This window comes from Arthrobacter globiformis, assembly GCF_030818015.1.
GTDB classification, from domain to species: Bacteria; Actinomycetota; Actinomycetes; order Actinomycetales; family Micrococcaceae; genus Arthrobacter; species Arthrobacter globiformis_C.
In genome coordinates, this window is sequence record NZ_JAUSZX010000001.1 from 3,757,095 (window position 1) to 3,783,092 (window position 25,998).

The following is a 25,998-nucleotide window of genomic DNA, read 5'->3' on the forward strand; positions in this document are numbered from 1 at the left end:
ACAGCCGCACGAGGGCGGTGCTAACGCCGTCGCGGGCACATCCACCCTCGGCAGATGCTCGTGGTCCTAATAGGCGGTCCGCTGAGAGCCGGTTGTCTTTAAGAATCGGCGGTGGGGTCGGTGAGATCCACAATTCTCCCGGCGACCGCAACTTCTCGCACGGCCCAGATACCGGCAATCGCGGCATCCTCATGGGCGAAAGCCTCCGAGGTGAGCATCAGGGAACCATCCAATGCGACCAGTCGGAACCTGTGGCAACCATCCCCGTCCAGATACAGTTCAAAACTAGCGGCCATGGCGTTCTCCTAACATGATGCGGAGCGTGTATGCCCCGACTCCAACGAAACCGTCACAGATAACTACTGGCCTCAGCCCATTTCGTGACGGCACACGGGTCCAGGGACCCCCATCCACCTGGCAATGCCAATTGCGTCACGAATCCGCCGCCGTCCGGTCTATAGAGTGACGCTCCTGCTTCGGCTGACTCCCCAGGTCTGCGGTGCAGGACAGAGAGGACAACATGCACAAGGCACTAGTCAAGAATCCGACGCCGGCCAACGGAGGCCGCGGGACAGCCCTGCACGCGCTGAACGCGATAAAACGGGCACCCAGAATGGCCATCCTGAGAAGTATCAGAGCCGGGGAATGGCATACCGGCAGAGAGATCGAAGATTTACTCGGATTGTCGGCACAGGAAGCCTTGCCGCACCTAGCAGTGCTACAGGAGCTCGGACTCCTCCTCCACGACGACGGTCACTTTAGTGTGAACACCGATGCCTTGGATGCCCTGCTTCTCCAGTCTCGGGCCATCTCCACGTAGACCACACACCCTGTGCCTGTGGATCCCCAAACACATAGGCGGTCTGTCGCTGACCAACGGGGCAGGCTTACTCCCGCAGCGCCCGTGTGAGCTCTGCCCGGGCGAGCAGTTCGTCATCGGAGGGGTAGGCCACCTCTTCGAACACCAGGGGGTGCGGCGGGGCCAGGACGGAACGCGCGTCGCGCTTCCGTGCCAGCAGGCGCTCGTGCAGCCACTCCGGACGCTCCTGCCCCTCCCCCACGTACAGCGCCGAGCCCACCAGGGCGCGCACCATGTTGTGGCAGAAGGCATCGGCCTGGACGGTGGCGACGATGACGCCGTCCGGCCCGCGGGAAAACTCGAACCGCTGCAGCTCGCGGACGGTGGTGGAACCTTCCCGTGGCTTGCAGAAGGACAGGAAGTTGTGCAGCCCAAGCAGCTTGGCCGAGCCCTCGTTCAGCAGGTCCACGTCCAGGCGCGTCTTGTGCCAGAGCGTGTCGTAGCGGCTGAGCGGATCCCACTTCTCCGGGCCGTCCCCGATCCTGTAGCTGTAGCGGCGCCAGAGCGCGGAGAAGCGGGCGTCGAAGCCTTCAGGGGCGACCGCTGCGTGGTGGACGACGATGGCGCCGGTCTGATCCCCCAGCCCGCGGCTGAGCGTTCCCCTCAGACGGCGCAGAAGGGCGACGGCGGGATCAACGGCCGCACCACGGTTCAGTCCCAGCCACTCGGCTTCCGTCAGGTCGAGGTGGACCACCTGGCCGCGGGCATGCACGCCGGCGTCGGTGCGCCCGGCAACCGTGACACGCACCGGCCGACGGAGCAACAGCTCCAGCGCGGCCTCCAATACGCCCTGGACGGTGCGCAGTCCTGGCTGCACTGCCCACCCGCTGAACGGACCGCCGTCGTACGCCAAATCAAGCCGGATACGCAAAAACCCGCCGCCCCCCAAAACGGGGGCAGCGGGTTCTTGGTGGGTCATAGACTCAAGTCTATGCGAAGGATTTTGCGAATTACTTCGCGTCCTTGGCCTCGTCGGCAGCAGCTTCGTCAGCGGCAGCTTCCTCGGCCGGAGCCTCTTCAGCGGCAGCTTCTTCAGCCGGAGCTTCCTCAGCGGCGGCTTCCTCAGAGGCCGGGGCCTCTTCGGTTGCAGCCTCGGTCTCAACGACCTCTGCCTCGGGAGCTTCCTCAGCGGCCGGAGCAGCAGCGGCAGCGGCCTGGGTGGCCTCGGCTACAACAGCCTGCTTGGCGGAAACCGGGTCGAGAACCAGCTCGATGACAGCCATGGGAGCGTTGTCGCCCTTACGGTTGCCGATCTTCGTGATGCGGGTGTAGCCACCGTTGCGGTTCTCCACAGCCTGGGCGATGTCGGTGAACAGCTCATGGACAACGCCCTTGTTGCTGATCAGGCCGAGAACGCGGCGGCGGGAAGCGAGGTCGCCACGCTTGGCGAAGGTGACCAGGCGCTCTGCGTACGGCTTCAGGCGCTTGGCCTTGGTGACCGTGGTGGTGATCCGCTTGTGCTCGAACAGTGCGGAAGCCAGGTTCGCGAGCATCAGACGCTCGTGAGCCGGGCCGCCTCCGAGGCGCGGACCCTTAGTGGGGGTAGGCATAATTGTTTCTCCTCATATGGAAGCCGGGAGGCTGTGCACAACACGGTGCGGACCAGCCCCTCGGCCAAGATCTGCTTGTTAGAGCTCGTCGTCGCTGAACGCGGCGTCGTCCTCTTCGATGGCTGCGGCGCGGGCTGCCAGGTCGAAACCGGGAGGCGAGTCCTTCAGGGACAGGCCCAGTTCAACCAGCTTTGCCTTGACCTCGTCGATGGACTTCGCACCGAAGTTGCGGATGTCCATCAGGTCAGCCTCGGAGCGGGCAACGAGTTCACCCACGGTGTGGATGCCCTCACGCTTGAGGCAGTTGTAGGAACGGACGGTGAGGTCCAGATCCTCGATCGGCAGAGCCATGTCTGCTGCCAGGGCAGCATCCGTCGGCGACGGGCCAATCTCGATACCCTCAGCTGCGGTGTTCAGCTCGCGGGCCAGACCGAACAGTTCCACCAGGGTTGTGCCAGCGGAAGCGACGGCATCGCGCGGGGCGATGGCCTGCTTGGTCTCGACGTCGACAATGAGCTTGTCGAAGTCGGTGCGCTGCTCAACACGGGTAGCTTCCACGCGGAAAGTAACCTTCAGCACCGGCGAGTAGATGGAGTCAACCGGAATGCGGCCGATCTCTGCGTCGCCGGACTTGTTCTGAGCTGCCGAAACGTAGCCGCGGCCGCGCTCGATGGTCAGTTCGAGTTCGAACTTGCCCTTCGAGTTCAGCGTGGCAATGTGCAGATCCGGGTTGTGGAATTCGACGCCGGCCGGCGGAGCGATGTCCGCAGCGGTGACGACTCCGGGTCCCTGCTTGCGCAGGTAAGCAACAACCGGCTCGTCGTGCTCGGAGGACACGGACAGGTTCTTGATGTTCAGGATGATCTCGGTGACATCTTCCTTGACACCCGGAACCGTCGTGAACTCGTGCAGCACGCCATCGATCCGGATGCTGGTTACAGCGGCACCGGGAATGGAGGAGAGCAGGGTACGGCGGAGGGAGTTTCCGAGGGTGTATCCGAAGCCCGGCTCCAGCGGTTCAATGATGAAACGGGAGCGGTTTTCGGAGACGACCTCTTCGGAGAGGGTGGGGCGCTGTGCAATGAGCACTTAGGTTTCCTTTCGGCGAGCATCCGCTATATGACGCAACACAGGTGGTGGAAAATCGGTCTGAGGACTTAACGCGGCGGGCTTGCCCGGACCCGAAACGGGCCCGGGCAAGCTCCGGCTGCGGAAAGTGCTTAGACGCGGCGGCGCTTCGGCGGACGGCAGCCGTTGTGCGCGGCGGGGGTGACGTCCTGGATGGAGCCAACCTCGAGGCCGGCAGCCTGCAGCGAACGGATGGCGGTTTCGCGTCCGGAACCCGGTCCCTTGACGAACACGTCAACCTTCTTCAGGCCGTGCTCCTGTGCACGCTTGGCGGCGGCTTCGGCAGCCATCTGCGCAGCGAACGGGGTGGACTTACGCGAGCCCTTGAATCCAACCTCACCGGCGGAAGCCCAGGAGATCACAGCACCGGACGGGTCCGTGATGGACACGATGGTGTTGTTGAACGTGCTCTTGATGTGCGCCTGGCCAAGCGCGATATTCTTCTTGTCCTTCTTACGCGGCTTGCGAACCGCGCCACGAGTCTTCGGGGGCATTTCTTCTCCTACAGAAAGTTATTTGGGGGAAGGCCGTGCTGATCCCACATTTGCCGTCAGGCAAATGCGGTTTAGCGGGCCTTCTTCTTGCCGGCGACGGTACGCTTCGGGCCCTTGCGGGTACGAGCGTTGGTCTTCGTACGCTGACCGCGTACGGGCAGGCCCTTGCGGTGACGCAGGCCTTCGTAGCTGCCGATTTCAACCTTGCGGCGGATATCTGCTGCCACTTCGCGGCGAAGGTCACCCTCAACCTTGTAGTTGCCTTCAATGTAGTCACGCAGCTCTACCAGCTGCGCATCCGTCAGGTCCTTGACCCGAACGTCAGCGCTGATGCCGGTGGCAGCCAGGGTTTCGTGTGCACGGGTCTTGCCCACGCCGTAGATGTAAGTAAGCGCAATTTCCAGCCGCTTTTCGCGGGGAATGTCTACGCCAGCGAGACGAGCCATAGTGGCGGTACTCCTTGAACTAAACCGGAGGTCGTAGGCAGTACACCCGCACTTTCAGTGCGGCCCCAGCCTCCGACCGGGGGTTAGCTGTCCGGGCCCATACGTCCCAGTTCAGCTTGTGCTGCCTTTATTTACTTGCGTGGGTTAGCAACCCAGGGATTCCCTGACGGGAATTAGCCCTGGCGCTGCTTGTGGCGCGGGTTCTCGCAGATCACCATGACCCGGCCGTTACGGCGGATCACTTTGCACTTTTCGCAGATCTGCTTGACGCTCGGCTTGACCTTCATGGCGTTCCTTTGCGTGATAGCAGTTGGGCCGATGGAGCGGCCTATGGCAATTGCCTTGGCCGCCCAACGTTTACTTGTAGCGGTAGACGATACGACCACGTGTCAGGTCGTAAGGGCTCAGCTCCACCACTACGCGGTCCTCAGGGAGAATCCTGATGTAGTGCTGGCGCATCTTTCCAGAGATGTGTGCCAGGACGACGTGCTTGTTGGTGAGCTCAACACGAAACATCGCATTGGGCAGCGCCTCAGTCACTACGCCCTCGATCTCAATGACCCCGTCCTTCTTGGCCATATCCTCCGCTAACTGTTGTTTGCCACAGACCTCCGGCTGGCGCCGGGCATGACTGCGGACGTTTTTGATTTGATTGATCGTCGCCCTCCGGCCACAAATGGGCGTGGCAGGGCAGACAACCAACATGCAACTGTACGGCATTAGGACCGGAAAGTTAAATCCAGCTATGTTAGCGCACATTGCCCGGGTATGCACCAAATTCGCCCGCAGGAGTTGTCACCGCTTGGGCGCTGCTGACCCCGTCCAGGATGGCCAAACGTACGACGTCGGCTGCCGCACTCTGCAGCGTAATGAGGCTTATCTGCCGGGCAGCTTCGGTACTCCTGTCGAGGTCCTGGCCACCGGTGGCGAGGCAGAACACGGTGTCCCCGTCGGCCAGCGTGTGGCTCGGATTAAGCGCCCGCGCCAGCCCCGCGTGGGCGGCAGATGCGGTCCGCTTGCACTCGGCCACATCCAGCGCCGCATTGGTGGCGACGACCACGAGCGTGGTGTTGAGCTGAGTGCCGGGTTCCACCCGCTGCTCCGGTGTGCCAGGCTCACCAGACGCTTCTGGAACCAGCGGAAGGCCGAGCGCATTCACCACCGCTATCGCACCTACAACGACCGGTCCACCGTCAGAGATGTCTTTTAAGGTGGCCGACGCTGTGCCCACTCCCCCTTTGTATTTCCCGCGTCCGATGACTGCACCGGTGCCGGCTCCCACGTTGCCGCGTTCGACGTCATGCCCTTCCGTCTGCGCCCCCGCAGCCGCGGCTGCCGCAAAGCCCATGGCCTCATCCGGGCGGGCACTGAAGTTGCCGCCGCGGCCGAGGTCGAAGATGGCTGCCGCCGGAACGATGGGCACCACCCCTCCCGTCACGGCGAAGCCGCGGCCCTGCTCCTCGCACCACCGCTGGGCGCCGTGTGCAGCAACCAGGCCGTAGGCGCTGCCGCCGGTGAGCACCACGGCGTCCACGGTACTCACCAAGGTAGTGGGGCCCAGCGCATCCGTCTCATGGGTTCCGGGTCCTCCCCCGCGGACGTCCACCGAACCGACTGTCCCCGCAGGGGGCAGGACCACTGTCACCCCGCTCAACCACCCGCCGTCGGACTTCTGCTGGTGACCCACACGCACACCCGGCACATCGGTGATCTTTCCCTGTACTCCGGCTCCGCCACTCGGTCCCATGGCTCTTATTGTGGCCCACCCGCCTCCTGGGGACACGGAAATCCCGTCGGGATGCAGAAAATCCCCTGGGACAGCCGTATCCGGGTGTCCCAAGGGATTTTCTGTGTCGCCGAGGAAAAAGCGTGTCCTCAGGGGATCGGAACCGGCACCACGCCAAGGGGCGCGAGTCTGGCCGCGCCGCCGTCGGGCGCCGAGAGTACCCAGATGCCCTTCTCATGGACCGCCACGGAGTGCTCCCACTGGCACGAACGCTTGCCGTCCGTGGTGACCACGGTCCAATCGTCCTCCAGCACTGCCGTCTCGATGCCGCCGCGCACCAGCATCGGTTCGATGGCCAGGCAGAGGCCGGGACGGATCTTCGGGCCGCGGTGGCTGGTGCGGTAGTTCAGCACGTCGGGGGCCATGTGCATCTCGGAGCCGATGCCGTGGCCCACGTAATCCTCGAGGATGCCCAGGGGCTTGCCCGGCACCGATGAGACATAGTCGTCCACTGCCGCGCCGATGTCGCCCACGAACTTGCCCTTGGCCAAGGCGGCGATGCCGTGCCACAGGGCCGTCTCGGTGACGTCGGAGAGGCGCTGGTCCTCCGGGTCCGGCGTTCCCACGATGACGGTCCGGGCCGAGTCGGAGTGCCAGCCGTTGACGATGGCGCCGCCGTCGATCGAGATGATGTCGCCGTCCTGCAGGACCTTGGACCCTGGGATGCCGTGGACCACTTCCTCGTTCACGGACGTGCAGATGGTCGCCGGGAAGCCGTGGTAGCCCAGGAAATTGGACTTCGCCCCTGCCTCCAGGAGCACGGCAGCGAAGACCTCGTCGAGCTGCTTCGTCGTGACGCCCGGGGCTGCGGCGGCCACGGCGGCGTCGAGGGCGCGGCTCAGGACGAGCCCGGCCTCGTGCATGATGCGCATCTGGGCGTTGGTCTTGTATTCAATCCGTGGCTGGCCGAATGCCATCAGCGGTGTTTCCTCTCAATGTGCCTAGCCGTTCTGGTTGCCGGATGCGGGACCAAAACCGCTAAAAGCCGGAGGCCCCTCCCCATGGTCCGGGAGGAGCCTCGCAGCGTTGGAACTGATATCAGGCGGCCTGTGCCTCTTTGATCGCCTGCATGACGCGGTCGGTGACCTCGTCGATCTGGCCGATGCCGTCCACCTGGGTCAGGATGCCGCGTTCGGCATACTTGGCCACAACAGCCTCGGTCTGCTCGTGGTAGAGGTCCAGGCGGTGGCGGATGACGGCTTCGTTGTCGTCGCTGCGTCCGGTTTCCTTCGCGCGGCCCAGCAGGCGGGTCACGAGTTCCTCGTCATCGGCGGTGAGCTGCAGGACGACGTCCAGCTTCTGGTCGCCGTTGGCCAGGATCTGGTCCAGGTAGTCAACCTGGGCGGTGGTGCGGGGGTAGCCGTCCAGCAGGAAGCCGTCCTCGACGTCGCCTTCGCTGAGACGGTCGCGCACCATCTTGTTGGTCACGCTGTCCGGGACGAAATCCCCGTTGTCCATGTACTTCTTGGCCTCAACGCCGAGCGGCGTCTCGCCCTTGACGTTGGCGCGGAAGATGTCGCCGGTGGAGATCGCAACGACGCCGAGGCGTTCTGAAATGCGTTCCGCCTGCGTGCCCTTGCCCGAACCGGGTGGTCCGATAATCAACATTCTGGTCATCGCAATAGCCCTTCGTAGTGACGCTGCTGTAGCTGCGCGTCAATTTGCTTGACGGTTTCCAGGCCAACGCCCACCATGATCAGGATCGAGGTGCCACCGAACGGGAAGTTCTGGTTTGCGTTGATCAGCACGAGCGCCACCAGCGGTATCAGTGCCACGAAGCCAAGGTAGAAGGCTCCAGGCAGCGTGATGCGCGACAGGACGTACTGCAGGTAATCCGCGGTCGGCTTGCCGGCACGGATACCCGGAATGAAGCCGCCGTATTTCTTCATGTTGTCGCTGACCTCTTCAGGGTTGAAGGTGATCGCGACATAGAAGTAGGTAAAGAAAACGATCATGGCGAAGTACAGCGCCATGTAGATGGGGTGGTCCCCGCGGGTCAGGTTGTTGTTGATCCACTCAACCCACGGCTGGATCGGTTCCCCCGCCTTCGGCTGGTTGAACTGCGAGATCAACGCCGGCAGGTAGAGCATCGAGGAAGCGAAGATGACAGGAATGACGCCGGCCATGTTCACCTTGATGGGAATGTAGGTGCTGGTGCCGCCCACTGTGCGGCGCCCGATCATGCGCTTGGCGTACTGCACCGGGATGCGGCGCTGGGACTGCTCCACAAAGACCACCAGGGCAACCGTCAGCAGGCCGATGGCCAGCACAATGAAGAACGTGCCCGGACCCTGTGCGGTCCAGATGGCGCCCAGCGAGGTGGGGAAGCCAGCAGCGATGGCTGTGAAGATCAGCAACGACATGCCGTTGCCGACGCCCTTCTCGGTCACGAGCTCACCCATCCACATGATGAGGCCGGTGCCGGCCGTCAGCGTGATGATGATGAGGATGGTGGTGATGACGCTCTGGTCCGGGATGATGGGCAGGTTGCAGCCGGGCAGCAACTGCCCTGACCGCGCCAGCGACACCAGCGTCGTGGCGTTCAGCAGGCCAAGGGCGATCGTCAGGTACCGCGTGTACTGCGTCAGCTTGGACTGCCCGGAGGCGCCCTCTTCGTACAGCTGCTGGAAGCGCGGGATGACCACGCGCAGCAGCTGCACAATGATGCTCGCCGTGATGTACGGCATGATGCCCAGGGCGAAGATGGAGACCTGCAGCAATGCTCCGCCGCTGAAAAGATTGACGAGCTGGTAGATCCCGCCCTGGGTCTGCCCGTTCGACAAGCATTGCTGGACATTCTGGTAGCTCACACCGGGCGAGGGGATAAAGGCTCCCAAGCGGAAGATTGTGATGATTCCCAGCGTGAACAACAACTTGCGTCGCAGATCAGGCGTTCGAAACGCCCGGCCGAATGCGCTTAGCAAGCGTCCTCCTCAGTTGTTAATAAGTCTCGTGATGCAGGTCTATAAACCCAACAACCGAGTCTAACCGGTGTTTGCGGCATGCGAACAATCCGGAAGACCCAATGGGTATGAAAAAACTCCCGGCACAGGGGCCTCGGCCCCCGTGCCGGGAGTTTGCGCAGCGGGCTATTGCCCACCGGCTCCGGGACGGAATCCCTTAGAGCGCGGTGGTGCTGCCGCCGGCTGCAGCGATCTTTTCAGTAGCGCTGGCTGAGAAGGCGTGGGCGGTGACGTCAACCTTGACGGTGATGTCGCCGGTGCCAAGCACCTTCACGGGCTGGTTCTTGCGAACAGCACCCTTTGCAACCAGGTCCTCCACGGTGACAGCGCCACCTTCCGGGAACAGCTCGTTGAGCTTCTCCAGGTTCACAACCTGGAACTCAACCCGGAACGGGTTCTTGAAGCCGCGCAGCTTCGGCAGGCGCATGTGCAGCGGCAGCTGGCCGCCGGCAAAGCCAGCCTTCACCTGGTAGCGGGCCTTCGTACCCTTGGTACCGCGACCGGCGGTCTTACCCTTGGAACCTTCACCACGACCAACACGGGTCTTGGCGGTCTTGGCACCAGGGGCGGGACGCAGGTGGTGAACCTTCAGAGCGCTCTGCTTCTCAGCAGCTGCGGTCTCGGCCGTGTTCTTCTCTGCCATTACTTCGCCTCCTCAACATTCACGAGGTGCGGAACCGTGTTGAGCATTCCAACGGTCACGGCATCGGCGGTGCGGACAACGGTGTGTCCGATCCGCTTCAGGCCGAGGGACCGCAGGGTGTCGCGCTGGTTCTGCTTGGCGCCAATGACGCCCTTAATCTGGGTGATCTCCAACTTGGCGTCGGAGGGAGTCAGGTTCTTCGCCATGACTTAGACACCTGCCTTCTGGTTCATCAGAGCCTTCACCAGTGCCGGCGGGGCGATCTCGTCCAGCGGCAGGCCACGGCGTGCTGCCACGGCTGCCGGCTCTTCGAGGCGCTTCAGGGCATCAACGGTCGCGTGAACGATGTTGATGGCGTTGGAGGAACCGAGCGACTTGGAGAGGATGTCGTGGATGCCCACGCACTCCAGTACTGCACGGACCGGACCACCGGCAATAACACCGGTACCGGCGGAAGCCGGACGCAGCATTACGACACCAGCGGCCGCTTCACCCTGAACGCGGTGAGGGATGGAGTTGCCAACGCGGGGAACGCGGAAGAAGGACTTCTTGGCCTCTTCAACACCCTTGGCGATAGCTGCGGGAACTTCCTTGGCCTTGCCGTAACCGACGCCGACCAGACCGTTACCGTCACCAACGACGACGAGTGCGGTGAAGCTGAAGCGACGACCACCCTTGACGACCTTGGAAACGCGGTTGATGGTAACTACGCGCTCGATGAACTGGTTCTTCTCGGCTTCACGTCCGCCATCGCGGCCACCACGGCCACCGCGGTCGCCGCGGCCCTGGCCACGGTCGCCACGCTCGCCGCGACGGGCGCCACCACGGCGGTCCTCGGTAGCGGGGGCAGTGGTCTCAGCAGCTGCGGCTTCGGTCGCCTTCTCTTCTGCAGACACAGTGTCCTTTTCCTTGTTTGCTTCGGTCACAGTGACAGCCCACCTTCGCGTGCACCGTCAGCGACGGCGGCGATCCGGCCGTGGTACTTGTTACCACCACGGTCGAAGACAACAGCTTCGACACCGGCAGCCTTGGCACGCTCGGCTACGAGCTCGCCAACGCGCTTGGCCTTGGCGGTCTTGTCACCGTCGAATGCACGAAGGTCAGCTTCCAGAGTGGACGCGCTCGCTACGGTCTGGCCAATGGTGTCGTCGACAACCTGGACAAATACGTGGCGGGCGGAGCGGTTGACGACCAGGCGAGGACGTACAGCCGTTCCGGAGATGCGCTTGCGGATACGAAGCTGGCGGCGGCTGCGCGAAGCAGACTTGCTCTTGTTCGTACGCTTCTTGTTAATGGCGATGGCCATGGTTACTTACCAGCCTTTCCGACCTTGCGGCGGATGACTTCGCCCGCGTAGCGAATGCCCTTGCCCTTGTACGGGTCAGGCTTGCGCAGCTTGCGAATGTTGGCAGCAACCTCGCCGACCTGCTGCTTATTGATGCCTGAGACAGAGAGCTTGGTCGGCCCCTCTACTGCAAAGGTGATGCCAGCCGGAGCCGAAACGTTGACCGGGTGGCTGTAGCCGAGAGCGAACTCAAGGTCAGAACCCTTGGCCTGAACACGGTAACCGGTACCGACGATTTCGAGCTTCTTCTCGTAGCCTGCGGTAACGCCCTGGATCATATTGGCGATCAGGGTGCGGGTCAGGCCGTGGAGCGAGCGGGAGGCGCGCTCGTCGTTCGGGCGGGTGACGGTCAGGGTGCTGTCTTCCAGCGCAACCTCGATCGGGCTGGCCACAGTGTGGCTCAGCTCGCCCTTGGAACCCTTGACGCTGACGACAGAGCCGTCAACCTTGACCTCAACGCCGGCAGGAACGGTGATGGGGAGACGTCCAATACGTGACATTATTCTCTTCCTTTCCCGTTACCAGACGTAAGCGAGGACTTCGCCGCCCACGCCCTTCTTGCCGGCCTGCTTGTCAGTCAGGAGGCCGGAAGAGGTGGACAGGATTGCGATACCCAGGCCACCCAGCACGTGCGGCAGGTTGGTGGACTTCGCGTAAACGCGGAGACCCGGCTTGGAAATACGACGGACACCCGCGATTGAACGCTCGCGGTTCGGACCGAACTTGAGCTCGAGTGTCAGCTTCTTGCCGACTTCAGCGTCCTCTTCCTTCCAGCCGGCGATGAAGCCTTCGGCCTTCAGGATGTCAGCAACGCGAGCCTTGAGCTTGCTGTAAGGCATAGACACGGAATCGTGGTATGCCGAGTTTGCGTTACGCAGGCGCGTAAGCATATCTGCGACAGGATCTGTCATTGTCATTTGGGCACTTGCCCTTCCTCGTAACGGTTTCCGCCGTCGTGGTTCAACACCCGGCGGCCGGACCTTTTACGTAGTTAATTAAGCTTCGGTTTTGAACGGGAAACCAAGCGCCTTGAGCAGCGCGCGGCCTTCGTCGTCGGTCTTGGCGGTGGTCACAACCGTGATGTCCATGCCGCGGGTGCGGTCGATGGAGTCCTGGTCGATCTCGTGGAACATAACCTGCTCGGTCAGACCGAAGGTGTAGTTGCCGTTGCCATCAAACTGCTTGCCGCTGAGGCCGCGGAAGTCGCGGATACGGGGCAGAGCAAGCGTGACCAGACGGTCCACGAATTCCCACATGCGGTCGCCACGCAGGGTTGCGTGTGCACCAATGGGCATGCCTTCGCGCAGCTTGAACTGGGCGATCGACTTGCGGGCCTTGGTGACCTGCGGCTTCTGGCCGGTGATCAGGGTGAGGTCGCGGACAGCGCCGTCGATCAGCTTGGAGTCCTTGGCGGCATCTCCAACACCCATGTTCACTACAACCTTGACCAGACGGGGAACCTGGTTCACGTTCTCGTACTTGAATTCCTCAAGAAGCGCGCTCTTGATGGAATCGGCGTACTTGGTCTTCAGACGAGGAACGATCTTCGTTGCCGGAGTCTCGAGAGTCTCAGTCATTAGATGTCCTTCCCGGAGCTCTTGGCCACGCGGATGCGGACGGTCTTCTTGACGCCGTCCTTCTCAACGGTGTCGAGGCGGAAACCAACGCGGGTCGGCTTCTTGGTGGACGGGTCAACGAGAGCCACGTTGGAAACGTGGATCGGAGCCTCGACAACCTCGATGCCGCCGGTCTTGGTGCCGCGCTGCGACTGGCCGACCTTGGTGTGCTTGGTTACGCGGTTGATACCCTCAACCAGCACGCGGTTGGTGTCCGGGAACACGCGCAGAACCTTGCCCTGCTTGCCACGGTCGCCGCCGCGCTCAGCCTTGGCGCCAGTGATGACCTGAACCAGGTCACCCTTCTTGATCTTAGCCATGGACTAGAGCACCTCCGGAGCCAGAGAAACGATCTTCATGAACTTCTTGTCACGGAGCTCACGACCAACCGGTCCGAAGATACGGGTACCGCGGGGGTCACCGTCGTTCTTCAGGATGACGGCTGCGTTCTCGTCAAACTTGATGTAGGAACCATCCGCACGGCGGCGTTCCTTCTTGGTACGGACGATGACAGCCTTGACGACATCGCCCTTCTTTACGTTGCCGCCCGGAATTGCATCCTTGACGGTTGCGACGATGACGTCGCCAATGCCTGCGTAGCGACGGCCAGATCCACCGAGAACGCGAATGGTAAGGATTTCCTTAGCACCCGTGTTGTCGGCGACCTTGAGTCGCGACTCCTGCTGAATCACTATTTACTCCTTGCGTCGCGCCGGTTCTCAGACCGAAAATCTTCCTACGGAATGAGCCTTGCGGAACGGTTGATCGGGGTGTCTCTTGACCTGACTGGATTTTGCCAGACCAGGCCTAAACGCCCGTGCCACAAACAGTTGCCTCCCAGCCCGTGGAGGCGCAGGGGGGCACTATGCCGTGGCACGATTGTTTACGAGGTTTGCTGTCGGCGCACAACAGGCGCCATACAAACTCAATATCCTAGCACATTTGCCCGGCATCCCCATATCACAACCGGCAGGGGCCGATCCACTCCCCCACCCACCCGGCCGGCCGCCGTCGGACGCTCCCCGCTTAACGCGGACACCCCCGCTCCCAAAGGGAACGGGGGTGTCCGGTACAGCCGCCGGAGGCGATGCTGCAGGTGTTACTTAGCCTTCTCGAGGATCTCCACGAGCCGCCAGTTCTTGGTGGCGGACAGCGGGCGGGTCTCGGCGATGACAACCAGGTCGCCGATGCCGGCGGTGTTCTGCTCGTCGTGTGCCTTGACCTTGGAGGTGCGGCGGATGACCTTGCCGTACAGGGCGTGCTTCACGCGGTCTTCAACCTGAACAACGATGGTCTTGTCCATCTTGTCAGAGACCACGTAGCCGCGACGCGTCTTACGGTAACCGCGCTGCTCAGCCGTAGCTGCCGTAGCAGTTTCCGTCACGTTCTCGTCCTTTTCACTCACTTGGCGTCCTCCTCGGTCTCAGCCTCGGCCGGCTTTTCAGCCTTCTTAGCTGCAGACTTCTTGGACTTCTTTTCTTCCTTGGCTTCCACAACCGGTGCGGCAACCTCGGCACGAATGCCCAGCTCGCGCTCACGGAGAACGGTGTAGATGCGTGCGATGTCCTTCTTTACCGCGCGCAGACGACCGTGGTTCTCCAGCTGTCCGGTGGCGGACTGGAAACGCAGGTTGAACAGCTCTTCCTTGGACTTGCGGAGTTCTTCAACGAGACGCTCGTTGTCGAAACCGTCCAGCTGTGCGGGTGCGAGATCCTTCGACCCTACTGCCATTTCTACTCACCACCTTCGCGACGCACAATGCGTGCCTTCAACGGCAGCTTGTGGATTGCCAGGCGCAGGGCCTCGCGAGCTACCTCTTCATTGACACCGGAGAGTTCGAAGAGAACCCGGCCCGGCTTGACGTTGGCGACCCACCACTCCGGCGAACCCTTACCGGAACCCATGCGGGTTTCGGCAGGCTTCTTGGTCAGCGGACGGTCCGGGTAGATGTTGATCCAGACCTTACCGCCACGCTTGATGTGGCGGGTCATCGCGATACGGGCAGATTCGATCTGACGGTTCGTGACGTATGCCGGGCTCAGGGCCTGGATGCCGTACTCACCGAAGGAGACCTTGGTGCCGCCCGTGGCAGCGCCGGAACGACCCGGGTGGTGCTGCTTACGGTGCTTGACTCGACGTGGGATAAGCATTTAAGCCTGTCCTCCTTCTGCTGCCTGTGCCGGTGCTGCTGCCTCGGCTGCCGGAGCTGCAGCAGCAGGTGCTGCGTCGGCTGCCGGACGGTCGTTACGACGGCGGCGGTCACCACGGTCAGCGCCACCCGGGCGGCCCGGGCGGTCGCCGGAGCGGCCACGGGACGGTGCAGCAGCTGCCTGCTGAGCCAGTTCCTTGGAGGTGACGTCACCCTTGTAGATCCAGACCTTCACGCCGATGCGGCCGAAGGTGGTCTTGGCTTCGTAGAAGCCGTAGTCGATGTTCGCGCGGAGGGTGTGCAGGGGCACACGGCCTTCGCGGTAGAACTCCGAGCGGGACATTTCTGCGCCACCCAGACGGCCCGAGCAAGCGATACGGATACCCTTGGCACCGGCACGCTGTGCGGACTGCATGGCCTTCTTCATCGCACGGCGGAATGCCACGCGGGAAGTCAGCTGCTCTGCAACACCCTGGGCAACAAGCTGGGCTTCCATCTCGGGGTTCTTGACCTCGAGGATGTTCAGCTGGACCTGCTTGCCGGTGAGCTTTTCGAGCTCGCCACGGATGCGGTCTGCCTCGGCGCCGCGGCGGCCGATGACGATGCCCGGACGTGCCGTGTGGATGTCCACGCGGACACGGTCACGGGTGCGCTCGATCTCAACCTTGGCGATGCCGGCGCGCTCCATGCCCGTGGACATGAGCTGGCGGATACGGATGTCTTCGCGAACGAAGTCCTTGTACCGCTGGCCGGACTTGGTGCTGTCAGCGAACCAGTGCGATACGTGATCGGTGGTGATGCCGAGTCGGAACCCGTGCGGGTTTACTTTCTGTCCCACTTAGCGAGCCTCCTCTTTCTCCGGGGTAGCGACTACCACGGTGATGTGGCTGGTGCGCTTCTTGATCTGAAATGCACGACCCTGAGCACGCGGCTGGAACCGCTTCATGGTCGGGCCTTCATCAACAAACGCTTCGCTGATGATGAGGTCACCTTCGTCGAACGCAACACCGTCGCGGTCCGCGAGGACCCGGGCGTTGGAGATTGCCGACTGAACTACCTTGAATACCGGCTCCGAAGCTGCCTGGGGGGCAAACTTCAGAATTGCCAGAGCCTCGTTCGCTTGCTTTCCACGAACAAGGTTGACGACGCGCCGGGCCTTCATAGGCGTTACGCGGATGTGGCGCGCAATTGCCTTGGCTTCCATTGCTTTCCTTCTCTCGTCTTTGACGTAAGTGCAGGCGCCTAGCGGCGCTTGCCCTTACGGTCGTCCTTGACATGGCCGCGGAATGTCCGCGTGGGAGCGAATTCGCCGAGCTTGTGCCCGACCATCGACTCGGTGACAAACACCGGGATGTGCTTGCGTCCGTCGTGCACGGCGATCGTGTGCCCGAGCATGTCGGGGATGATCATCGAGCGGCGGGACCAGGTCTTGATGACGTTCTTGGTGCCCTTTTCGTTTTCCCTGGCGACCTTCACAAAGAGGTGCTGGTCAACGAAAGGACCTTTTTTCAGGCTGCGTGGCATGTGTCCAGGCTCCTATCGCTTGTTCTTGCCAGTACGACGGCGACGAACAATAAGCTTGTCGCTCTCTTTGTTGGGGCGGCGGGTGCGGCCTTCAGGCTTACCGTTCGGGTTGACCGGGTGACGGCCACCGGAGGTCTTACCTTCACCACCACCGTGCGGGTGGTCAACCGGGTTCATGGCGACACCACGGACGGTCGGGCGAACGCCCTTCCACCGCATACGGCCGGCCTTGCCCCAGTTGATGTTCGACTGCTCGGCGTTGCCGACCTCGCCGATCGTGGCGCGGCAGCGCACGTCAACGTTGCGGATTTCGCCGGAGGGCAGACGCAGCTGGGCGAAACGGCCTTCCTTGGCGACGAGCTGAACAGAAGCACCGGCGGAACGGGCCATCTTGGCACCGCCGCCCGGGCGCAGCTCCACCGCGTGGATAACGGTACCCACGGGGATGTTGCGCAGGGGCAGGTTGTTGCCAGGCTTGATGTCAGCGTTGGCGCCGGCTTCCACGAAGTCGCCCTGCGAGAGCTTGTTCGGGGCGATGATGTAACGCTTGGTGCCATCAACGTAGTGCAGGAGGGCGATGCGAGCCGTGCGGTTCGGATCGTACTCGATTTCGGCAACGCGGGCGTTGACGCCGTCCTTGTCGTGGCGACGGAAGTCGATCAGACGGTACTGGCGCTTGTGTCCACCACCCTTGTGACGGGTGGTGATCTTACCGGTGTTGTTACGGCCGCCCTTCTTGGGCAGCGGACGTACCAACGACTTTTCCGGCGTCGACCGTGTGATTTCGGTGAAGTCAGCTACGCTCGAGCCGCGACGGCCCGGCGTAGTCGGCTTGTATTTACGGATTCCCATAATTTATTTCCTCGTTAAAGTGGTCTCCGCTACGCGAGCGGACCGCCGAAGATGTCGATAGTGCCTTCTTTGAGGGTCACAATGGCACGCTTGGTGTTCTTGCGGGTGCCCCATCCGAATTTGGTGCGCTTGCGCTTACCGGCACGGTTGATGGTGTTGATCGATTCGACCTTGACGGAGAAGATCTTCTCCACGGCCAGCTTGATCTCGGTCTTGTTCGAGCGGGGGTCCACCAGGAAGGTGTACTTGCCCTCGTCGATCAGGCCGTAGCTCTTTTCCGAGACGACGGGTGCAAGCACGACGTCGCGCGGGTCTTTGATGGTGGCTGCGCTCACTTGGCATCCTCCTCGTTCTTTGCAGCCTTGTCAGCAACAAATGCTTCGTAGGCAGCCTTGGTGAAGACTACGTCGTCGGAAACGAGCACGTCGTAGGTGTTCAGCTGGTCCACGTACAGGACGTGAACTTCGGCGAGGTTGCGCACAGACAGTGCAGCAACATCGTTCGCGCGCTCGATGACGACCAGCAGGTTCTTGCGCTCGGAGACTCCGCGCAGGGTTGCCAGTGCTGCCTTGGAGGACGGCTTGTCGCCGGCAACCAGTTCAGAAACGACGTGGACGCGGCCGTTGCGGGCGCGGTCAGAGAGAGCGCCGCGCAGTGCAGCAGCAATCATCTTCTTGGGGGTCCGCTGGCTGTAGTCACGCGGGGTGGGCCCGTGGACGACGCCACCGCCGGTCATGTGCGGAGCGCGGATCGAACCCTGACGGGCGCGGCCGGTGCCCTTCTGCTTGAACGGCTTGCGGCCTGCACCGGAAACTTCGGCGCGGGTCTTGGTCTTGTGGGTACCCTGGCGAGCAGCAGCGAGCTGCGCAACGACGACCTGGTGCAGCAGCGGCACGTTGGTCTGAACGTCGAAGATCTCTGCAGGCAGGTCAACCTTGACAGTGTTAGCCATTTAACTAGGCTCCCTTCACGGCGGTGCGTACGAGTACGACCTGGCCGCGGGCACCGGGAACGGCGCCCTTGATCAGGAGCAGCGACTTCTCGACGTCAACCGCGTGAACGGTGAGGTTCAGCGTGGTGTGACGTACGGCGCCCATGCGGCCGGCCATTTTCATGCCCTTGAAGACGCGGCTCGGGGTGGATGCTCCACCGATAGAACCGGGCTTACGGTGGTTCTTGTGGGCACCGTGGGAAGCTCCAACGCCGTGGAAGCCGTGACGCTTCATAACACCGGCGAAGCCCTTACCCTTGGTGGTGCCAACGACGTCGATCTTCTGGCCGGCTTCGAAGAGCTCAACAGAAAGCTCCTGGCCCAGCTCGTAAGAGTCAGCATCTGCAGTGCGCAGTTCTACGACGTGGCGGCGAGGCGTGACGCCTGCCTTTTCAAAGTGACCAGCCAGCGGCTTGGTGACCTTGCGGGGATCGATCTGGCCGTAGCCGATCTGAACGGCGACGTAGCCATCAGTCTCTGCGTTACGCAGCTGGGTGATGACGTTCGAGTCAGCCTGGACAACAGTGACGGGGATGAGCTTGTTGTTCTCGTCCCAGACCTGGGTCATGCCGAGCTTCGTGCCCAGCAGGCCCTTTACGTTACGGGTTGCGGTCATAGTCTCTCAGCACCTCCCTACAGCTTGATTTCGATGTTCACGTCGGCCGGCAGGTCGAGACGCATGAGCGAGTCAACAGCCTTGGGCGTGGGGTCGATGATGTCGATCAGACGCTTGTGCGTGCGCATTTCAAAGTGCTCGCGGCTGTCCTTGTACTTGTGCGGAGAGCGGATAACGCAGTACACGTTCTTCTCCGTGGGCAGCGGCACGGGGCCGACTACCGTTGCGCCTGCGCGCGTGACCGTCTCAACGATCTTCCGTGCTGAAACGTCAATGACCTCGTGGTCGTATGACTTCAGCCGGATGCGGATTTTTTGTCCCGCCATGTCGCCTGACTCTCTTTCAGTAAGTGCTGCTCTGTTTACTTGCGTGTTGCATGCGGCTGCCGAAGCATTTGAAGTCGTAACTACCGCCCGCCGCACAAGCTGAATCCGGATGACTCCGGGTTCCTCAACCTGCCGGCGTAACCGACCCCCGCGGTCGGGCGTGTCGCGCTGTGCAAAACGCACGAGCCCGCATTTCCTTGGGGGGTTGGGTTATGTTTGGGCTTCAGCCTGGACCCTGGCACCCGGCATTATCCGGATCGGGACACGAAGAAGCGCTTGAACAACTCACCTAGTATGCCGGAATTTATCCCAGGATGCGAATCGGGCCCTCGCCGCCACGGATCCCGCCGCCCAAACGGTCATTGCCGCCGGCAATCATCGGTTGGATGATGGGTAAATGGCCGTGCAGAACGTCGACGCCGGTAAAGGCGCGATCAGCGCAGATTCAGTGCAAAACCTCGCCGCACGCCTGCGCCCGGATTTCACGCTGGGCGTCGCTGCCGCCGCCTTCCAGATCGAAGGCGCCCTTGCGGCAGACGGCCGCGGACCCTCGGGCTGGGATGCCTTTGCGGCCACACCGGGCAACATCCTCAACGGGCATTCGCCGGAAGTGGCCTGTGACCACTATAACCGCGTGCCGGAAGACGTTGCCCTCATGCGCGAACTCGGCATCGACTCCTACCGCTTCTCGATCTCATGGCCCAGGATCCATCCGGAGGGCCACGGGGCAGCCAACCCGCGGGGCCTGGACTTCTACGACCGGCTGGTCGACCTGCTGCTGGCGGCCGGCATCGCCCCCATGGCCACGCTCTACCACTGGGACACTCCCCTCCCCCTTGAGCGCGATGGCGGGTGGATGAACCGCGCTACGGCCGAGCGCTTCGCCGAGTACGCGGCGGCAGCCGGCAGGCGGCTCGGTGACCGGGTGGCGCAGTGGGTCACGCTTAACGAGCCCGTGTCCGTCACGCTGAACGGCTACGCACTCGGCGTCCATGCGCCCGGCCGCGACCTGCTGTTCAAGGCGCTGCCTTCGGTCCACCACCAGCTGCTCGGCCACGGACTCGCGGTCCAGGCCCTGCGCGCCGCCAGCGTGGCGGGGACCATCGGCGTCACCAACCTCCACTCCCCCGTACGCCCTGCCACCCGGCGGCTGGCGGACAGGCTGCTGGCCAAGGTCTTCGACCTTGTGCTCAACCGTATGTACGCCGATCCCATCCTCCTGGGGCGCTACCCCGCCCCGCCGCTTGCCGCCCGCCCCTGGTTCAGGTTTTTGTCCCGGACGTCCGACGACGACCTCCGCCTGATCAGCCAGCCGCTGGACTTCTACGGGGTGAACTATTACTACCCTGTTCGCGTCGCCGCCGGTCAGGGACCGACGGGCACCCCTGCAGGCAATGCGCAGGCCATGGCACGGGTGCCGTTCCATCTCGCGGCCTTCCCCGAATACGCCACCACCGGATTCGGGTGGCCGGTGGCGCCGGAGCATCTGGGCGTCCTGCTGCGGGAGCTCAAGGACAGGTACGGGTCGGCCTTGCCGCCGGTCTACATCACCGAGAGCGGTGCAAGCTTTCCGGAGCCCGAGCATGTCACCGGGCCTATCGCGGACTCGGGGCGGATCGACTACCTGGCGCACCATCTTGACCAGGCGATGAACGCCACTGCGCCCGGCGGCATCGCGCACGACGTAGAGCTGCTCGGCTACTTCGTCTGGACGTTCATGGACAACTTCGAATGGGCCGCCGGGTATTCACAGCGCTTCGGTCTGGTGCACGTGGACTTCGAGACCCTGAAACGGACGCCCAAGAAATCCTTCTATTGGCTGCAGGCAGTAAGCCGGGCACGGGCGCGCACGGCCTGAGGGCGGACGGGTGTGCGGGCGTCGGACCCTTATTGGGTCCCGGCGCTACTGGTTCTTGTTCGCCCGGTTGATCCGCTTGGCGCGTTCAATCTCGTGGCGGAAGTGCTTCTTCGCCCAAACCACGCCCACCACCACGGCGGCAACCACCAGCAGGAAAATTAGCCAACTCATGATGCTCCCTCTTTGTGACGAATCTGTCGCGAGCCCCAACCATATCAGGGCTGGGCGCGGTCCACAGGCAGGAACTGCAGATACAAAAACAGCCCCGCTGCCAGTAGCAGCGGGGCTGTTTTTGAAGATCAGGCCGATAACCGGCCTGTAATCAGCAAGAGTTACTTGATGATCTTGGTGACACGTCCCGAACCAACGGTGCGGCCGCCTTCACGGATTGCGAAGCCGAGGCCCTCTTCCATAGCGATCGGCTGGATGAGCGCAACGGTCATCTCAGTGTTGTCGCCAGGCATAACCATTTCCGTGCCTTCCGGCAGGGTGATAACGCCGGTCACGTCCGTGGTACGGAAGTAGAACTGCGGGCGGTAGTTCGAGTAGAACGGGTTGTGACGTCCGCCTTCGTCCTTGGAGAGGATGTAGACGTTGGCCTCGAAGTCGGTGTGCGGGGTGATGGAACCCGGCTTGACGACAACCTGGCCACGCTCGACGTCGTCGCGCTTCAGACCGCGGAGCAGGAGGCCACAGTTCTCGCCGGCCCATGCTTCGTCGAGCTGCTTGTGGAACATCTCGATACCGGTAACGGTGGTCTTCTGGACCGGGCGGATACCGACGATCTCGACCTCAGAGTTGATGGCGAGGGTACCGCGCTCGGCGCGACCCGTCACAACCGTGCCACGACCGGTGATCGTGAAGACGTCTTCGATCGGCATCAGGAACGGCTTGTCGCGGTCACGTACGGGGTCCGGAACGGACTCGTCGACAGCAGCCATCAGGTCCTCAACGGACTTGACCCACTCCGGGTCGCCTTCCAGAGCCTTCAGGCCGGAAACGCGAACAACCGGTGCTTCGTCGCCATCGAAGCCCTGCGAGCTCAGGAGCTCACGAACTTCCATTTCAACGAGGTCGAGGAGTTCCTCGTCGTCAACCATGTCTGCCTTGTTCAGCGCGACCAGCAGGTAGGGAACACCAACCTGGCGGGCGAGCAGAACGTGCTCGCGGGTCTGAGCCATCGGGCCGTCAGTAGCGGCAACCACGAGGATTGCGCCGTCCATCTGAGCAGCACCGGTGATCATGTTCTTGATGTAGTCAGCGTGACCCGGAGCGTCTACGTGTGCGTAGTGGCGCTTCTCGGTCTGGTACTCAACGTGGGAGATGTTGATGGTAATGCCGCGCTGACGCTCTTCCGGAGCAGAGTCGATCGACGCGAAGTCACGCTTCTCGTTGAGAGTCGGGTACTTGTCGTACAGCACCTTGGAAATGGCGGCCGTCAACGTCGTCTTACCGTGGTCAACGTGACCAATGGTACCGATGTTAACGTGCGGCTTAGTCCGCTCGAACTTTGCCTTTGCCACAGGTTCCTCCTAGAACGTTTTTCAAATGGCTTACCTTCGACCGCGCTTGTCGCGGCAGAAACTCCAGTAAGTCTACTTGGGGGGCTTTGGATTGATGAAATTGCAGATTCAGGAACTAATACTAGTGCCTAGAGCCTGTTCGTGCTGATGGCCGGAACCGGGCCGGAACCAGTGTTCCGGCCATCCGCACTAAGTGTGTTCCGCAGGGAAACGCACCTGGTTTTTCGCAGCTTGTCGCGTGGACAGTCCTGGGGACTATTCGCCGCGGGACTTCTGGATGATCTCGTCGGCAACTGCCTTCGGGACCTCGGCGTAGCTGTTGAACGTCATGGAGTACACAGCGCGGCCCTGGGTCTTCGAACGCAGGTCACCGATGTAGCCGAACATGCCGGACAGCGGTACGTGTGCGCGGACAACCTTGACGCCCTGGGCATCCTCCATGGACTGCATCTGGCCACGGCGGGAGTTGAGGTCACCGATAACTTCACCCATGTATTCCTCAGGGGTGCGGACCTCAACATCCATCAGCGGTTCGAGCAGAACAGGGTTCGCCTTGCGTGCGGCTTCCTTGAAAGCCATACGGCCGGCGATCTTGAACGCCATTTCCGAGGAGTCAACATCGTGGTACGCGCCGTCAACCAGCGTTGCCTTGATGCCAACAACCGGGTAACCGGCCAGGACACCGTCATTCAGTGCGTCCTGGATACCGGCGTCGACCGACGGGATGTACTCGCGCGGAACGCGGCCACCGGTGACCTTGTTCTCGAACTCGTACAGCTCGCCTTCCGCAGTGTCCAGCGGCTCGATCGCGATCTGGATCTTTGCGAACTGGCCGGAACCACCGGTCTGCTTCTTGTGCGTGTAGTCGTGACGCTCTACAGCACGCTTGATGGTCTCGCGGTAAGCGACCTGCGGCTTGCCAACGTTTGCCTCGACCTTGAATTCGCGGCGCATGCGGTCCACCAGGATGTCCAGGTGGAGCTCGCCCATGCCGGCGATGATGGTCTGGCCGGTGTCTTCGTTGAGGGAGACCTGGAAGGTCGGGTCCTCAGCGGAGAGCTTCTGGATGGCCGTGGAGAGCTTCTCCTGGTCACCCTTGGTGTTCGGCTCGATGGCAACCGAGATCACGGGCTCCGGGAAGCTCATGGACTCGAGGACGATCTGGTTGGAGGAGTCGCACAGGGTGTCGCCCGTGGTGGTGTCCTTCAGACCGATCGCTGCGTAGATGTGGCCAGCGGTAGCGCCCTCAACGGGCATTTCCTTGTTGGCGTGCATCTGGAACAGCTTGCCGATGCGCTCCTTCTTGCCCTTGGTGGAGTTGACCACCTGTGCGCCTGCTTCCACGTGACCGGAGTACACGCGGATGAAGGTGAGCTGACCGAAGAACGGGTGCGCAGCAATCTTGAACGCGAGAGCGGAGAACGGCTCTTCAGCGGACGGCTTGCGGGTCAGTTCCTTCTCTTCGTCGCGGGGATCGTGACCGATCATCGGCGGGACGTCGAGCGGGTTCGGCAGGTAGTCGACGACTGCATCGAGCATCGGCTGAACGCCACGGTTCTTGAACGCGGAACCACAGAACACCGGGTAGAGCTCGGAGTTGATCGTCATCTTGCGGATGCCGGCCTTGAGTTCGTCGATGGTGAGTTCTTCACCTTCGAGGTACTTCTCCATGAGTTCTTCGGAGGCCTCTGCAACGGTCTCCACGAGAGTTGAACGGTATTCCTCGGCCTTGGCCTTGAGGTCTTCCGGGATCTCGCGGATTTCGTACTTGGCGCCCATGGTGACGTCACCCTTGGCATCGCCGGGCCACACCAGTGCGCGCATGTAGAGCAGGTCCACGACGCCGATGAAGTCGTTCTCGGCACCGATGGGCAGCTGCATGACCAGCGGCTTGGCGCCGAGGCGGCTGACGATGGTGTCTACGGTGAAGTAGAAGTCAGCGCCGAGCTTGTCCATCTTGTTGACGAAGCAGATACGCGGAACGTTGTACTTGTCAGCCTGGCGCCAAACGGTTTCGGACTGCGGCTCAACGCCTTCCTTGCCATCGAAGACGGCAACTGCACCGTCGAGGACGCGCAGGGAGCGCTCAACCTCAACCGTGAAGTCCACGTGGCCCGGGGTGTCAATGATGTTGATCTGGTTGTTTTCCCAGAAGCAGGTCACGGCGGCAGACGTGATGGTGATGCCGCGTTCCTTTTCCTGTTCCATCCAGTCAGTGGTCGAAGCGCCGTCGTGCGTTTCGCCAATCTTGTGGTTCACACCTGTGTAGAACAGAATGCGCTCGGTGGTGGTGGTCTTGCCGGCATCGATGTGGGCCATGATGCCGATGTTGCGGACCTTACTAAGGTCTGTAAGCACGTCCTGTGCCACGGTGTCTCCCTTTCGGATGGACTACGCGTTCGCCGCCGGCTCGTCTGAGCCGGCGGCGTCCGGGAAGTTTTACCAGCGGTAGTGGGCGAAGGCCTTGTTGGACTCGGCCATCTTGTGGGTGTCTTCGCGACGCTTCACAGCGGCACCGAGACCGTTCGAGGCATCCAGGATTTCGTTCTGGAGACGCTCGGTCATCGTCTTTTCGCGGCGGGCCTTGGAGTAGCCGACCAGCCAACGCAGGGCGAGGGCGGTGGAGCGGCCCGGCTTGACCTCAACCGGAACCTGATAGGTGGCGCCACCGACACGGCGGGAGCGGACCTCGAGGGAGGGCTTGACGTTGTCCATGGCCTTCTTGAGGGCTGCAACGGGGTCGCCGCCGGACTTCGCGCGGGCACCTTCGAGGGCACCGTAAACGATGCGCTCTGCGGTGGACTTCTTGCCGTCAACCAGCACCTTGTTGATCAGCTGGGTGACCAGCGGGGAGCCGTAGACGGGATCTGATACGAGCGGCCGCTTGGGGGCCGGACCCTTGCGAGGCATATTACTTCTTCTCCATCTTTGCGCCGTAGCGGCTGCGTGCCTGCTTACGGTTCTTGACACCCTGGGTATCGAGGGCACCGCGGACGATCTTGTAGCGGACGCCGGGGAGGTCCTTCACACGACCACCACGGACGAGCACAATGGAGTGCTCCTGGAGGTTGTGGCCAACACCGGGGATGTAGGCGGTAACTTCGATGCCACCGTTGAGGCGCACACGTGCAACCTTACGCAGAGCCGAGTTCGGCTTCTTCGGGGTGGTGGTGTAGACGCGGGTGCAGACACCGCGGCGCATGGGGCTGCCCTTAAGCGCGGGAGCCTTGGTCTTTGAGACCTTCGGCGTGCGGCCCTTGCGGACCAGCTGGTTAATCGTAGGCACTTTCGTGTTCTCCGTTTTATCCGGAGCGGCCTCTGACAGCCGC

The 25,998-nt window shown here is 62.4% G+C and carries 38 protein-coding genes; 1 reads left to right on the plus strand and 37 read right to left on the minus strand.

Translation table 11 applies throughout. From position 1 onward, the window contains the following. Window positions 1–98: 98 nt before the first annotated feature. From QFZ23_RS17570 to rpsJ, 32 genes are all read right to left on the minus strand, one after another. Window positions 99–296 (minus strand): YegP family protein, encoded by a 198-nt coding sequence (locus tag QFZ23_RS17570; protein WP_306924862.1) that lies wholly within the window; start codon window positions 294–296, stop codon window positions 99–101. 591 nt (window positions 297–887) lie between these two features. Next, window positions 888–1,778: a tRNA pseudouridine(38-40) synthase TruA gene (gene truA / locus QFZ23_RS17575; RefSeq protein ID WP_306924864.1), complete on the minus strand. Its 891-nt coding sequence runs from the start codon at window positions 1,776–1,778 to the stop codon at window positions 888–890. A gap of 31 nt (window positions 1,779–1,809) precedes the next feature. Then, window positions 1,810–2,409, minus strand: a complete 600-nt coding sequence (gene rplQ, locus QFZ23_RS17580) for a 50S ribosomal protein L17 (RefSeq protein ID WP_306924866.1) — start codon at window positions 2,407–2,409, stop codon at window positions 1,810–1,812. A gap of 78 nt (window positions 2,410–2,487) precedes the next feature. After that, complete coding sequence (locus QFZ23_RS17585; protein ID WP_003803733.1) at window positions 2,488–3,498, minus strand: DNA-directed RNA polymerase subunit alpha; 1,011 nt, start codon at window positions 3,496–3,498, stop codon at window positions 2,488–2,490. A 131-nt stretch (window positions 3,499–3,629) separates the two neighbouring features. Continuing rightward, entirely contained in the window at window positions 3,630–4,031 is a 402-nt protein-coding gene (gene rpsK / locus QFZ23_RS17590; RefSeq protein WP_102973678.1) for a 30S ribosomal protein S11, read from the minus strand. A 71-nt stretch (window positions 4,032–4,102) separates the two neighbouring features. Next, the gene (gene rpsM, locus QFZ23_RS17595; RefSeq protein WP_003803743.1) at window positions 4,103–4,477 is read right to left on the minus strand and encodes a 30S ribosomal protein S13; all 375 of its coding nucleotides are present in this window, start codon (window positions 4,475–4,477) and stop codon (window positions 4,103–4,105) included. 173 nt (window positions 4,478–4,650) lie between these two features. After that, window positions 4,651–4,764 (minus strand): 50S ribosomal protein L36, encoded by a 114-nt coding sequence (gene rpmJ, locus QFZ23_RS17600; protein ID WP_009358722.1) that lies wholly within the window; start codon window positions 4,762–4,764, stop codon window positions 4,651–4,653. 70 nt (window positions 4,765–4,834) lie between these two features. Beyond that, window positions 4,835–5,056 (minus strand): translation initiation factor IF-1, encoded by a 222-nt coding sequence (gene infA / locus QFZ23_RS17605; protein WP_011775571.1) that lies wholly within the window; start codon window positions 5,054–5,056, stop codon window positions 4,835–4,837. 169 nt (window positions 5,057–5,225) lie between these two features. Next, a complete protein-coding gene (locus QFZ23_RS17610; protein WP_306924868.1) occupies window positions 5,226–6,224 on the minus strand; it encodes a P1 family peptidase in 999 nt (332 codons plus the stop codon). A 128-nt stretch (window positions 6,225–6,352) separates the two neighbouring features. Beyond that, a complete protein-coding gene (gene map, locus QFZ23_RS17615; protein ID WP_306924869.1) occupies window positions 6,353–7,180 on the minus strand; it encodes a type I methionyl aminopeptidase in 828 nt (275 codons plus the stop codon). 121 nt (window positions 7,181–7,301) lie between these two features. Beyond that, the gene (locus QFZ23_RS17620; RefSeq protein ID WP_306926926.1) at window positions 7,302–7,871 is read right to left on the minus strand and encodes an adenylate kinase; all 570 of its coding nucleotides are present in this window, start codon (window positions 7,869–7,871) and stop codon (window positions 7,302–7,304) included. A gap of 5 nt (window positions 7,872–7,876) precedes the next feature. Next, complete coding sequence (secY, locus tag QFZ23_RS17625; protein ID WP_306924870.1) at window positions 7,877–9,187, minus strand: preprotein translocase subunit SecY; 1,311 nt, start codon at window positions 9,185–9,187, stop codon at window positions 7,877–7,879. Window positions 9,188–9,383: 196 nt separating this feature from the next. Then, entirely contained in the window at window positions 9,384–9,869 is a 486-nt protein-coding gene (rplO, locus tag QFZ23_RS17630) for a 50S ribosomal protein L15 (RefSeq protein ID WP_306924871.1), read from the minus strand. After that, window positions 9,869–10,075, minus strand: coding sequence for a 50S ribosomal protein L30 (rpmD, locus tag QFZ23_RS17635; RefSeq protein ID WP_003803757.1), 207 nt, complete (start codon window positions 10,073–10,075; stop codon window positions 9,869–9,871). Before rpmD ends, rplO begins: the two co-directional genes overlap by 1 nt. A 3-nt stretch (window positions 10,076–10,078) precedes the next feature. Next, window positions 10,079–10,795 carry a 30S ribosomal protein S5 gene (rpsE, locus tag QFZ23_RS17640; protein ID WP_306924872.1) on the minus strand — a complete coding sequence of 239 codons (717 nt, stop codon included), beginning with the start codon at window positions 10,793–10,795 and terminating at the stop codon, window positions 10,079–10,081. Beyond that, complete coding sequence (gene rplR, locus QFZ23_RS17645; protein ID WP_003803763.1) at window positions 10,792–11,175, minus strand: 50S ribosomal protein L18; 384 nt, start codon at window positions 11,173–11,175, stop codon at window positions 10,792–10,794. The genes rpsE and rplR overlap by 4 nt, the downstream gene beginning before the upstream one ends. A 2-nt stretch (window positions 11,176–11,177) precedes the next feature. Continuing rightward, window positions 11,178–11,714, minus strand: a complete 537-nt coding sequence (gene rplF, locus QFZ23_RS17650) for a 50S ribosomal protein L6 (RefSeq protein ID WP_306924873.1) — start codon at window positions 11,712–11,714, stop codon at window positions 11,178–11,180. An 18-nt stretch (window positions 11,715–11,732) separates the two neighbouring features. Then, window positions 11,733–12,131: a 30S ribosomal protein S8 gene (rpsH, locus tag QFZ23_RS17655; protein ID WP_018769139.1), complete on the minus strand. Its 399-nt coding sequence runs from the start codon at window positions 12,129–12,131 to the stop codon at window positions 11,733–11,735. A 78-nt stretch (window positions 12,132–12,209) separates the two neighbouring features. Further along, window positions 12,210–12,791 (minus strand): 50S ribosomal protein L5, encoded by a 582-nt coding sequence (gene rplE / locus QFZ23_RS17660; RefSeq protein ID WP_003803769.1) that lies wholly within the window; start codon window positions 12,789–12,791, stop codon window positions 12,210–12,212. Further along, window positions 12,791–13,150, minus strand: coding sequence for a 50S ribosomal protein L24 (gene rplX, locus QFZ23_RS17665; RefSeq protein WP_003803770.1), 360 nt, complete (start codon window positions 13,148–13,150; stop codon window positions 12,791–12,793). Before rplX ends, rplE begins: the two co-directional genes overlap by 1 nt. Before the next feature lie 3 nt (window positions 13,151–13,153). Next, window positions 13,154–13,522 (minus strand): 50S ribosomal protein L14, encoded by a 369-nt coding sequence (gene rplN / locus QFZ23_RS17670; RefSeq protein ID WP_003803789.1) that lies wholly within the window; start codon window positions 13,520–13,522, stop codon window positions 13,154–13,156. Between the two features lie 407 nt (window positions 13,523–13,929). Continuing rightward, the gene (rpsQ, locus tag QFZ23_RS17675; protein ID WP_076801234.1) at window positions 13,930–14,235 is read right to left on the minus strand and encodes a 30S ribosomal protein S17; all 306 of its coding nucleotides are present in this window, start codon (window positions 14,233–14,235) and stop codon (window positions 13,930–13,932) included. After that, window positions 14,232–14,561 (minus strand): 50S ribosomal protein L29, encoded by a 330-nt coding sequence (rpmC, locus tag QFZ23_RS17680; protein ID WP_003803792.1) that lies wholly within the window; start codon window positions 14,559–14,561, stop codon window positions 14,232–14,234. The genes rpsQ and rpmC overlap by 4 nt, the downstream gene beginning before the upstream one ends. Window positions 14,562–14,563: 2 nt before the next feature. After that, window positions 14,564–14,980, minus strand: coding sequence for a 50S ribosomal protein L16 (rplP, locus tag QFZ23_RS17685; protein WP_003803795.1), 417 nt, complete (start codon window positions 14,978–14,980; stop codon window positions 14,564–14,566). After that, entirely contained in the window at window positions 14,981–15,817 is an 837-nt protein-coding gene (gene rpsC / locus QFZ23_RS17690) for a 30S ribosomal protein S3 (RefSeq protein WP_003803796.1), read from the minus strand. Then, entirely contained in the window at window positions 15,818–16,183 is a 366-nt protein-coding gene (rplV, locus tag QFZ23_RS17695) for a 50S ribosomal protein L22 (protein ID WP_003803798.1), read from the minus strand. Window positions 16,184–16,221: 38 nt separating this feature from the next. Further along, entirely contained in the window at window positions 16,222–16,503 is a 282-nt protein-coding gene (gene rpsS, locus QFZ23_RS17700) for a 30S ribosomal protein S19 (RefSeq protein WP_003803803.1), read from the minus strand. A gap of 12 nt (window positions 16,504–16,515) precedes the next feature. Further along, a complete protein-coding gene (gene rplB, locus QFZ23_RS17705) occupies window positions 16,516–17,355 on the minus strand; it encodes a 50S ribosomal protein L2 (protein WP_003803804.1) in 840 nt (279 codons plus the stop codon). 29 nt (window positions 17,356–17,384) lie between these two features. Beyond that, window positions 17,385–17,690 (minus strand): 50S ribosomal protein L23, encoded by a 306-nt coding sequence (rplW, locus tag QFZ23_RS17710; RefSeq protein WP_011692807.1) that lies wholly within the window; start codon window positions 17,688–17,690, stop codon window positions 17,385–17,387. After that, entirely contained in the window at window positions 17,687–18,307 is a 621-nt protein-coding gene (gene rplD, locus QFZ23_RS17715; RefSeq protein ID WP_306924875.1) for a 50S ribosomal protein L4, read from the minus strand. Before rplD ends, rplW begins: the two co-directional genes overlap by 4 nt. 4 nt (window positions 18,308–18,311) lie before the next feature. Further along, the gene (rplC, locus tag QFZ23_RS17720; RefSeq protein ID WP_003803812.1) at window positions 18,312–18,962 is read right to left on the minus strand and encodes a 50S ribosomal protein L3; all 651 of its coding nucleotides are present in this window, start codon (window positions 18,960–18,962) and stop codon (window positions 18,312–18,314) included. 17 nt (window positions 18,963–18,979) lie between these two features. Then, a complete protein-coding gene (rpsJ, locus tag QFZ23_RS17725; RefSeq protein WP_003803825.1) occupies window positions 18,980–19,288 on the minus strand; it encodes a 30S ribosomal protein S10 in 309 nt (102 codons plus the stop codon). A 397-nt stretch (window positions 19,289–19,685) separates the two neighbouring features. Between rpsJ and QFZ23_RS17730 the strand changes: the two genes are divergently transcribed. Continuing rightward, on the plus strand, window positions 19,686–21,146 hold the full coding sequence (locus tag QFZ23_RS17730) for a GH1 family beta-glucosidase (RefSeq protein ID WP_306924879.1): 1,461 nt from the start codon (window positions 19,686–19,688) through the stop codon (window positions 21,144–21,146). Window positions 21,147–21,191: 45 nt separating this feature from the next. Here QFZ23_RS17730 and QFZ23_RS17735 read toward each other — a convergent pair whose 3' ends face one another. The 5 genes from QFZ23_RS17735 to rpsL all read right to left on the minus strand — a co-directional run bounded on the left by QFZ23_RS17735 (window position 21,192) and on the right by rpsL (window position 25,955). After that, on the minus strand, window positions 21,192–21,317 hold the full coding sequence (locus tag QFZ23_RS17735; protein ID WP_306924882.1) for a hypothetical protein: 126 nt from the start codon (window positions 21,315–21,317) through the stop codon (window positions 21,192–21,194). 161 nt (window positions 21,318–21,478) lie between these two features. Next, window positions 21,479–22,669 (minus strand): elongation factor Tu, encoded by a 1,191-nt coding sequence (gene tuf / locus QFZ23_RS17740; RefSeq protein ID WP_003803827.1) that lies wholly within the window; start codon window positions 22,667–22,669, stop codon window positions 21,479–21,481. 255 nt (window positions 22,670–22,924) lie between these two features. Beyond that, window positions 22,925–25,039, minus strand: coding sequence for an elongation factor G (fusA, locus tag QFZ23_RS17745; protein ID WP_306924884.1), 2,115 nt, complete (start codon window positions 25,037–25,039; stop codon window positions 22,925–22,927). A 69-nt stretch (window positions 25,040–25,108) separates the two neighbouring features. Then, entirely contained in the window at window positions 25,109–25,579 is a 471-nt protein-coding gene (rpsG, locus tag QFZ23_RS17750; RefSeq protein WP_003803829.1) for a 30S ribosomal protein S7, read from the minus strand. Between the two features lies 1 nt (window position 25,580). Continuing rightward, window positions 25,581–25,955, minus strand: a complete 375-nt coding sequence (gene rpsL, locus QFZ23_RS17755; protein WP_003803830.1) for a 30S ribosomal protein S12 — start codon at window positions 25,953–25,955, stop codon at window positions 25,581–25,583. Window positions 25,956–25,998 lie beyond the last annotated feature (43 nt).